This is a genomic window from Gordonia sp. p3-SID1431 (assembly GCF_025143765.1).
GTDB lineage: Bacteria > Actinomycetota > Actinomycetes > Mycobacteriales > Mycobacteriaceae > Gordonia > Gordonia hongkongensis.
The window spans coordinates 1-9,636 of sequence record NZ_JAMBDT010000145.1; the positions used below are offsets into that span (position 1 = coordinate 1).

The following is a 9,636-nucleotide window of genomic DNA, read 5'->3' on the forward strand; positions in this document are numbered from 1 at the left end:
CGGTCGCAGACGGATGCGGCCAACTCACGTACCGAGGCGTTGGAAGCTCGGATGTTCTCGGCGGCCATGACCGCGGTGATCTCACCGGTGCCGTCACCGTGGTTCTCGGTCCACACGCCTCGTTTGTCGAGCGCTTCGCGGCGCCGTTCGCGGACGGCGTCGGCGTCGTGGCCGAAGACCAGACGGTCGATCATGTCGCGCAAACCGGACGTCGACCACGACCCGGACCGGGAGCGCAGCAGGTCGGCGATCGATTCGTCGAGCACCTCGATGATCCGGCGGCTGGCGGGGTCGTCGGGGTCGAGAAGGTGATCATCGGACACCAGGTGCGTGCGGCCGATGATCTCGCGGATCTGGTGCGGCCCGATGATGCCGTCGCGCAACGTCTCCAACACCCGCGGCAACCGATCACGAAGACACAGTGCCTCGTCGACCAGCATCCCCGCCCGGTAGCGGGTGATCCCGGCCTCGCGCGAGACCCGGGCGACGATGTCACCGAAACCGTCGGAGACGTAACTGTTGCCGACGGTGGTCAACAGCCGATCACACAACACCAGGATCGTCTGGTAGCGGCACCACGCCAGATACGACTCGCCCGCGCGGATCGACCCCAGACGCTGCATATGGGTGGCGGTGTCGGCTTCGGCCGGGCGGGCAGGATCGACCCCGGCGAGGAACTCGCCCGGCAGATCCGTCCATGCCCCCACAGTGACTCCCCCGAAGTCGTTGCCGCCCGGCCTGGTTGACCGGTCCAACTGATACATCCAAGATAGACCCGACCACCGACAAGAATGCTCGGCCGAGCCGCTACGTGAGCCCGACGGTGCGAGCGATCCTCTCCGACAACAGATACAGCGCATAGGCGAAGTAGGCCACGATCGCGGCGGGCAGGACCCACAAGGCGGCCACGGCCGCAACGAGACTCGCCGCCCACTGGCGCCCCCACAGCGGCGCGGCGACGAAGATCATCAGCAGGGAGAGCGGGAGAGAGACCGCCGGCGATGATGTCGGCCACGACCAATCGAACAGCAGCGCCCCGCTCGAACCGACCGCCGCGCAGATGCCGACGAGGCTCAGCACCAGCCACCCGACCACACTGAGACGTCGCCATCCGCGGGCGACCCATCGCGTGCGAAGTGCCACGGCCGACCACATGATCCACCGCTTGAGCCAGGGGACGCCGGACGCTCGCATCATCTCGCGGAAGAACCGGTCGGACAGGGTGTCACTCCCGAGCGCGCCGGAGTTGACGGTGCCCGTGATGAGCTCGTCGTGGATGAGCGCCGCGAGTGAGTGTCTGCCGTAAGGGTTCTCGAACCAGCGCAGGAACCGGGGGATCGAGGCGAGGTCGGTGGGGTTGTCGTCGCCGGGCACAAACGCGCGGGCCGCGTCGACGGCGCCCCGCGCATCGGCTTCCGTCTGTCCTCGCTCGACCAGTTGTGTTACCAGGTACTCCTCGACCGCGGGATCGGAGAACCGAAAGGCGTTGCGCACGAGAAACTGTCGCTCGTCGATCTGCGCGATCTCGACCTCGCCACGCCCGGTCGGGTCGTCGACCTCGAAGCCCGACGTCGGCGCGACCCGCCACGGCACCCATCGCGGATCGCTCGGTGTGGTCTCGTTCATCGCCACCTCCGCGTCGAGGGGATGAACTGACGGTAGCCGGGTGCGACCGGGACGAGTGGGTAACCAACAGCGCGGCGTGTTGCGAGGTGGCTTCGACACGGCTCCTCGACCTCGACGCGCTCCTTCGTCGCTTGCTCGGCCCGGCGGCTGCGCTCGTCGCCTGCTCAACCAGCGGGGCTGGCGCTACTCAACCAGCGGGTGACGGTCGAGGAGTGCCTCGACCAACAATCGGCCCGTCTCGATGGGGGCGGTCGAGCGAGCCATCTTCGACCCCGAGAGCGCACCGTCGTAGACCACCTGGATCTGTCGCGCGGTCACATCGGGCTCCGGGGCGCCGAGGGTGCGCAGGTTGTCGCCGAGGGTGTCGAGGAGCCACGCGCGGTGCGCAGTGATGGGAGGCAGGTCGGTGTCGGGGAACTCCGTCGCGGCGTTGGCGTACTGACAGCCGCGGAAGTTGCGGGTCGGGGCCCCGGCGATGGCGAGGTCGAAGAAGGCCAGGATCCGCTCGCGCGGATCGGAGACGGCCTTCGTCGCCTCGAACCACCGGTTTTGATCAGCCTGATCCAAACGCTCGAGGTAGGCCACGACCAACCCGTCCTTCGAGCCGTACGCGTTGTACAGACTCGCCTTGGCGACCCCGGACTCGCGCAGGATCAGGTCGATGCCGACCGACCGTATGCCCTGTGCGGCAAACAGTTCGGTGGCGGTGGCGAGCAGTCGATCGGCCGGGCTGCCGGGCCCGGCAGCAGAGGTCGCGCGGCTGGTGCTCGCCTGTGCGGGGTTGCTCACAGCGCCAAGGGTAGACCACGAGACGCCATAGACAGACCGGTCTGTCTATGCCAGGGTCGGTGCGGTCACCAGCGGGCACACCGACGCAGAAAGGCTCACCCATGGCGCTCTTCCTCTTCGAACTCGAACCTGCCGACAGCGACGCGGGCAGAATCGAAGAACTCATCAAAGGACTCGACGCACATCTGCGGACCGCCGGCGGCGAATTGATCGAGACGCAGGTGACCGAAGGCGCCGCGCGACTGTTCGTGATCGCCGAGTTCGAGGGGTGCCGGGCAGCCGGATTGGACGAGGTCGAGGACTTCCGGGGGCTCGTCGCGGCCGGCCCGGACGAGGTCCGGCTCGTCGGTGCCGACCTCGACGAGCTGAAGAAGGCGCGTCCGACCGCCGGCTACCTCGTCGAATGGGACATCCCCGACGCCATCGACATGGAGACCTACCTGGCCCGCAAGAAGGCGAACTCGCCGAAGTACGCCGACGTCCCCGAGGTCAGCTTCCTGCGGACCTACGTCCGCGAGGACACCGACAAGTGCCTGTGCTTCTACGACGCCCCGGACGAGGCGGCCGTCCGTCACGCTCGTGAGGTCGTGTCGACCCCGGTGGACCGCCTCCACCGGCTACAGGGCTGACCGGTATGGCGCCGACGCTGACCGATGAACTCGGCGAAGTCGTCGCATCCGTGGCCGACCGCGCCCGCGACCTCGACGCCGGGCACACCGACACCCGGGTCGACATCGCCGCGGCCGGTGCGGCCGGCCTCCTGGGCCGGGGAGTGGTCGACGGTTCGCTGACGTCGATGATCGACGTCCTCGAACGTGTGTCGGCAGTGAGTCTGTCGGCCGGATTCTCGCTGTGGGCGCAGCGGATGACGATCGAGTACGTCGCCCGATCGCCGGAAGCGTTGCGGGAGAGGCACCTCGCGTCGCTCCTCGGTGGCGAGCGGATCGGTGTCACGGCCATGGCGGCCGGTCTGAAACAGGTGGCCGGGCTCGGCGACGTACCCATCACGGGGCGTCGCGGCCGGGCGGGGGTCGTGGCGACCGGACCGATCCGCTGGGCGTCGAACGTCTACGCCGAGTCGCTGATCGTCCTCCCGGTGCGCACCGGTGACACGACCCTCGTCGCGGTCGTCGACGCGGACGCGCCCGGCGTCGAGATCCGTTCCGCGCCTGACCTCATCGGTTTGGGATCCACCGCCTCGACGTCCCTCGCGCTCACCGACGTGGTGATCGAGGACGAGAACGTGATCTCCGACGACCTCACCGGGTTCGTCCGGGGTATACGTCCGGTGTTCCTGCTGCTGCAGTCCGCGTTCTGCAGCGGTGCCATCGGTGCCGCACTCGACGGTGCCGTCGAGTCCTTGGCGGGGGTCAACGAGGTGTTCCGTCCCGAGTTCGACGACCGGACGGCCGAATTCGAGTCGATACGTGCACGTCTCGCGACGTTCGCCGCCGATCCGACGACACCGTCGCCGGCCCAACTGATCCGGCTGCGCCTCGACGCCGCCCGAACCGCGGTCGCGGCCTCCCGGCTCGAGGCGACCGTCCGCGGCGGTGCGGGTTATGCGACCGCGAGCGCCACCAACCGGCGGTTCCGGGAAACAGCTTTCATCCCCATCCAATCACCCTCGGAAGGACAACTGCGGTGGGAACTCGCGCAGTTCGAATAACTGGTGGCCGCAAAGCCTTTCGCGACACCGCTGTATTGTCGGGCATCGACCTCGCCGTCGACGACGGGGAGTTCGTGGCCGTCCTCGGGCGTAGCGGCAGCGGAAAGACCACGCTGTTGCGTGTGCTCGCCGGCCTCGAGACCCTCGACGCCGGCAGCCTGGAGTGGCGGGACGAGTCCGGCGGTGAGCGACCGCACACGGGGGTCGTCTTCCAGCGCGCGCTGCTGATGCCGTGGCTGACCGTGGAAGAGAACATCCGGTTCGGACGGCGATTCGCCGCGCACCGAGCGTCGTTCGAGAACGACTACGCACTCGGCCTGTTGCGCCGCTTCGGGCTCGACGGTCTCGCCGACCGCTACCCCGATCAGCTGTCGGGCGGTCAGGCGCAACGCGTGGCGATCATCCGTGCGGCGGCGATCCGGCCGAGGTTGCTCTTGCTCGACGAACCGTTCAGCGCGCTCGATCCGGCGGTGCGCGGCGAATTGCGCAGCTGGCTGGCCGAATTGGCCGCCGAACTCCGGATCACCGTCGTCCTCGTCACGCACGACGTCGACGAGGCGCTCGAACTCGCCGACCGGATCGTCCTGCTGTCCGAGACCGGTCGCATCGGTGGGGATTGGCGGCTCGAATCCGGTCTCGGCCGAGACGATCCCGACCGGCGCGCGGAGATCCTGACGCACTTCGGTCACCAGGTGGGGCAGCAGGTGTGAGCGCGCCCATCTCACGCCGACTCCTCCTGGCCGGGGTCGGTGGCCTCACCGTCGCGGGCGGCATCGGCGGCGTCGTCGGTCTGGGCCGGGCGGCCACGGCAGCGCCACCGGGTGCGTCCGATGCACTGCGGGTCGGCTACCTCCCCATCACGGATGCGGCGCCGCTTCTCGTCGCACACGCCGCCGGACTCTACGACCCCGCGGCCGTGAGTTCGACGAAACCCGTGCTGTTCCGGATCTGGTCCTCGCTCGCGGAGGCCTTCGTGACGCGCAAGGTCGACGTCGTCCATCTGCTGATGCCGATGGCGGTGGCATTGCGGTACGCGATGCACAGCCCCGTGCAGGTGTTGGGCTGGAATCACACCAACGGATCGGCGCTGACCGTGGCGCCCGACATCGTCGACCTCGAGCAACTCGCCGGCTCTCAGGTGGCCATCCCGGCATGGTGGTCGATCCACAACATCATCCTGCAGCGGATGTTGCGGACCCACGGACTGCGACCGGTCATCCGTACCGGGGCGTCCCGGGGTGACAAGACCGTCGAGCTGATCGTGATGAGCCCCTCGGACATGGTGCCGGCGCTGGCGAACGGGTCGATCGGCGGTTACGTCGTCGCCGATCCGTTCAACGCGATGGCCCAGGTGCGCAAGATCGGCCGCATCCACACCTTTCTCGGCGACGTGTGGCGACAGCACGCCTGCTGCGCGCTCCTCGTCCATCAGTCGGCCATCGACGAACGACCCGCCGCGGTCCAATCCCTCGCCGACTCCGTGGTCGCGGCTCAGCACCACATCGATCTCGATCGTCCCCGAGCCGCCGCGGAACTCGCCGGCGGTTATCTCCCGCAACCGAAACCGGCCATCGCCAAGGCGCTCACCTACGACCCGGCCGACTTCGCCGTGAGCAACGTCGACTGGCAGCCGCAACGACTCGGATTCCAACCCTTCCCGTTCGCGAGTTTCACCGAGCGGCTCGTCACCGAGATGGACAACACCCTCGTCGACGGTGATCGCCGCTTCCTCGGCCGTCTGGACCCGGCGACCGTCCATGCCGACCTCGTCGACGACCGATTCATCCGTACTGCCATCGGAATGCGCGGCGGTGCAGCCGCTCTCGGACTACCCGCCGATCTCACGAGAACCGAACAGGTGACGCCATGACGCTGCTGACCCAGGACGAGACCACGACGGACCCGCGCCGGCGATCCGGTTCCGCCATCGTCCCGCCGCTGATCGCGATCGCGGTGCTCGTCGCGATCTGGTGGGCGACGACCACCGTCGTCCCCGCGGCGGACTCCCTCGCCCGCCAGTTCGCTCCGCAGCAGGTGTTCCCGGCGATGCTGGAACTCCTCGATCGCGGCGTGCTGCTGCCCGACATCGGACTGAGTCTGTGGCGGTTGCTGATCGGTCTTCTGATCGCCGTCGTGCTCGGGTTCCCGCTGGGCCTGCTGATCGGCCTGAGTCTCACCGCGGAACGCGCGGCGAATCCCATCGTCGCCTTCCTGCGGATGATCTCCCCGTTGTCGTGGGCTCCGGTCGCGGTGATGGTGTTCGGCATCGGCGACGAACCGGTCATCTTCCTGATCGCGATCGCGGCGATCTGGCCGATCGTCATCAACACGGCCGCCGGCGTGAAGTCGATCGACCCCGGCTTCGTCGAGGTCGCGCGATCGTTCCACGCCACCCGGACCGAAGTCCTCGTGTCTGTGGTGATCCCGGCGATCCGCGGGAACGTGCAGACCGGTATCCGTGTCGCGCTCGGCATCGCCTGGGTGGTCCTGGTGCCTGCCGAGATGCTCGGCGTGCGCTCCGGTCTCGGCTACCAGATTCTCAACGCCCGCGATCAGCTGGCGTACGACCAGGTGGCCGCCCTGATCGTGGTGATCGGCATCCTCGGCTTCCTCCTCGATGCGGGTGCCCGGCTGGTGCTCACCCGACGACGCTGAGCCCCGCCGACGGCCTCGCGATTCGTATGACGTTGTGCCCGGAAACCGGGCGCAACGTCATACGCGTTTTCGGCCCGGCGGACATTGAGCGACATCCGCTCAACTTTCTTCGACGATCCGGGAACAATCCGTCGGCCACCCCCGTTACACACTTCGAGAAACCTGAGCGACGAAGACTCAAGTCGGTTTGACTCGGATCTACTTTTTCAGTAGGACATGAGTCGGACGCACTGAAGTCCGGTCCCGCAGAGTTTCGCCACGACATCCCCGCGGTCGCGAGACCCCGGGACAAGGACTCGGGTGCACACCCGCAAACTAGGAGGAAGCCAAACATGTCTCGTGCTGTTGGAATCGACCTCGGTACCACCAACTCGGTGGTGGCCGTGCTCGAAGGCGGCGAAGCCGCCGTCATCGCCAACGCCGAAGGCGCACGGACCACCCCGTCGGTGGTCGCGTTCGCGCGTAACGGCGAGGTGCTGGTCGGCCAGCCCGCCAAGAACCAGGCGGTCACCAACGTCGACCGCACCATCCGCTCCGTCAAGCGCCACATGGGCGAGGGCGACTGGACCGTCGAGATCGACGACAAGAAGTACACCCCGCAGGAGATCAGCGCGCGCACGCTCATGAAGCTCAAGCGCGACGCCGAGTCGTACCTGGGTGAGGACGTGACCGACGCGGTCATCACCGTCCCGGCCTACTTCAACGACGCTCAGCGTCAGGCCACCAAGGAAGCCGGTCAGATCGCCGGCCTCAACGTGCTCCGCATCGTCAACGAGCCGACCGCGGCCGCCCTCGCCTACGGACTCGACAAGGGCGAGAAGGAACAGACCATCCTGGTCTTCGACCTCGGTGGCGGCACCTTCGACGTCTCGCTGCTCGAGATCGGCGACGGCGTTGTCGAGGTCCGCGCGACCTCCGGCGACAACCACCTCGGTGGTGACGACTGGGATCAGCGCGTCGTCGACTGGCTCGTCGAGAAGTTCAAGAGCCAGAACGGCATAGATCTGACCAAGGACAAGATGGCCCTGCAGCGTCTCCGTGAGGCCGCCGAGAAGGCGAAGATCGAACTCTCGAGCTCGCAGAGCACCTCGATCAACCTGCCCTACATCACCGTCGACGCCGACAAGAACCCGCTGTTCCTCGACGAGCAGCTCTCGCGCAGCGAGTTCCAGAAGATCACCTCTGATCTGCTGGAGCGCACCCGCGCACCGTTCCAGGCCGTCATCAAGGATGCGGGCATCTCCGTCGGCGACATCGACCACGTCGTGCTCGTCGGTGGTTCGACCCGTATGCCGGCCGTCACCGACCTGGTGAAGGAACTGACCGGTGGCCGCGAGCCCAACAAGGGCGTCAACCCGGACGAGGTCGTCGCCGTCGGCGCCGCACTGCAGGCCGGTGTGCTCCGCGGTGAGGTCAAGGACGTGCTGCTGCTCGACGTCACCCCGCTCTCCCTCGGTATCGAGACCAAGGGCGGCGTGATGCACAAGCTGATCGAGCGCAACACCACGATCCCGACCAAGCGGTCGGAGACCTACACGACCGCTGAGGACAACCAGCCGTCGGTGCAGATCCAGGTCTATCAGGGTGAGCGCGAGATCGCCTCGCACAACAAGCTGCTCGGCAGCTTCGAGCTCGGCGGCATCGCTCCGGCCCCGCAGGGTGTCCCGCAGATCGAGGTGACCTTCGACATCGACGCCAACGGCATCGTGCACGTCACCGCGAAGGACAAGGGCACCGGCAAGGAGAACTCGATCCGCATCCAGGACGGTTCCGGCCTGAGCAAGGACGAGATCGACCGCATGATCAAGGACGCGGAGGCTCACGCCGACGAGGACCGCAAGCGCCGCGAGGAGGCCGAGACCCGCAACCAGGCGGAGTCGCTGGTCCACCAGACCGAGAAGTTCCTCAAGGAGAACGAGGACAAGGTCCCGGCGGAGCTGAAGGAGAAGGTCGAGGCGGCCGTCGCCGGGGCGCAGGAAGCGCTCAAGGGTAACGACACCGCGGCGATCAAGTCCGCGATCGAGAAGCTGTCGGAGGAATCGCAGGCCCTCGGCCAGGCGATCTACGCCAGCGCCGCTGCCGAGTCCCCCAACGGTGAGTCCGCCGCGGCCGACAGCGATCCCGACGTCGTCGACGCCGAGGTCGTCGACGATGCCGACTCGAAGGAGAACAAGTGACCGCAGGAGCCCATTCGTCGAATGGGTCCGGCGAGGAGCCGGTGACGGTGACCGACCGTCGTCGTATCGACCCGGAGACGGGTGAGGTGCGCGACGAGCCGGCCGCCGGCCCCGGCCCGGCCGATGCCGGACCGGTCGTCGACGAGCAGACCAGTGACGAGCAGCAGGCGGGCGGGGCAGCCGACGAGCCGGATGCCCGCGTCGCCGAGCTGACGGCCGACCTGCAGCGCGAACGCGCCCAGTTCGCCAACTTCCGGCGGCGTGCCGCCGAGGAGAAGCAGGGTTCGGTCGCCTACGGCAAGCAGATCCTGATCGACAAGCTGCTGCCGATCATCGACGATCTCGACCGTGCACGCGAGCACGGCGACCTCGACAGCGGTCCGCTGCGTGCGGTCGCCGACAAGCTGACCGGAGTGCTGGCCGCCGAAGGTCTCGTGGCCTTCGGTGCGGCGGGTGACGAGTTCGATCCCGAACTCCACGAAGCCGTGCAGCACGACGGCACCGGCGCGAACCCGGTGATCGGATCGGTGTACCGATGCGGCTACCGCCTGGGCGAGAAGGTGATCCGCACCGCGATGGTGACGGTCACCGATCCCGCTCCCGCGGGCGACGGGCCCGGTGCACAATAGAACGACCGTCGCTCGATCCTGAGTGGGCGAACTCACCACTGATCCCTGAGGTGCGAGGAGCGCAAGCGACGAGCCACGAAGGGCGACGAAC

The 9,636-nt window shown here is 67.7% G+C and carries 10 protein-coding genes; 7 read left to right on the forward strand and 3 right to left on the reverse strand.

Annotation, left to right across the window (positions count from 1 at the left end; translation table 11 throughout):
• The 3 genes from M4D77_RS22435 to M4D77_RS22445 all read right to left on the reverse strand — a co-directional run.
• Window positions 1–707 (reverse strand): 13E12 repeat family protein (locus M4D77_RS22435; RefSeq protein WP_259937464.1); only part of this gene is annotated, 707 nt, incomplete at its 3' end.
• Window positions 708–807: 100 nt separating this feature from the next.
• A complete protein-coding gene (locus M4D77_RS22440; RefSeq protein ID WP_259937465.1) occupies window positions 808–1,626 on the reverse strand; it encodes a DUF1353 domain-containing protein in 819 nt (272 codons plus the stop codon).
• Window positions 1,627–1,809: 183 nt separating this feature from the next.
• Window positions 1,810–2,415 carry a TetR/AcrR family transcriptional regulator gene (locus M4D77_RS22445; protein ID WP_068970972.1) on the reverse strand — a complete coding sequence of 202 codons (606 nt, stop codon included), beginning with the start codon at window positions 2,413–2,415 and terminating at the stop codon, window positions 1,810–1,812.
• A gap of 101 nt (window positions 2,416–2,516) precedes the next feature.
• Between M4D77_RS22445 and M4D77_RS22450 the strand changes: the two genes are divergently transcribed.
• The 7 genes from M4D77_RS22450 (at window position 2,517) to grpE (ending at window position 9,545) form a co-directional block, all read left to right on the forward strand.
• Entirely contained in the window at window positions 2,517–3,044 is a 528-nt protein-coding gene (locus M4D77_RS22450; protein ID WP_259937466.1) for a DUF4242 domain-containing protein, read from the forward strand.
• Window positions 3,045–3,049: 5 nt separating this feature from the next.
• Window positions 3,050–4,084 carry an acyl-CoA dehydrogenase family protein gene (locus tag M4D77_RS22455; protein WP_259937467.1) on the forward strand — a complete coding sequence of 345 codons (1,035 nt, stop codon included), beginning with the start codon at window positions 3,050–3,052 and terminating at the stop codon, window positions 4,082–4,084.
• The gene (locus M4D77_RS22460) at window positions 4,060–4,794 is read left to right on the forward strand and encodes an ABC transporter ATP-binding protein (RefSeq protein WP_396266610.1); all 735 of its coding nucleotides are present in this window, start codon (window positions 4,060–4,062) and stop codon (window positions 4,792–4,794) included. Before M4D77_RS22455 ends, M4D77_RS22460 begins: the two co-directional genes overlap by 25 nt.
• Window positions 4,791–5,954, forward strand: coding sequence for an ABC transporter substrate-binding protein (locus tag M4D77_RS22465; protein WP_259937469.1), 1,164 nt, complete (start codon window positions 4,791–4,793; stop codon window positions 5,952–5,954). Before M4D77_RS22460 ends, M4D77_RS22465 begins: the two co-directional genes overlap by 4 nt.
• On the forward strand, window positions 5,951–6,739 hold the full coding sequence (locus M4D77_RS22470) for an ABC transporter permease (RefSeq protein ID WP_068970967.1): 789 nt from the start codon (window positions 5,951–5,953) through the stop codon (window positions 6,737–6,739). Before M4D77_RS22465 ends, M4D77_RS22470 begins: the two co-directional genes overlap by 4 nt.
• A gap of 332 nt (window positions 6,740–7,071) precedes the next feature.
• Window positions 7,072–8,916, forward strand: a complete 1,845-nt coding sequence (dnaK, locus tag M4D77_RS22475; protein WP_211539803.1) for a molecular chaperone DnaK — start codon at window positions 7,072–7,074, stop codon at window positions 8,914–8,916.
• Entirely contained in the window at window positions 8,913–9,545 is a 633-nt protein-coding gene (grpE, locus tag M4D77_RS22480; protein WP_259937470.1) for a nucleotide exchange factor GrpE, read from the forward strand. Before dnaK ends, grpE begins: the two co-directional genes overlap by 4 nt.
• Window positions 9,546–9,636: the final 91 nt, after the last annotated feature.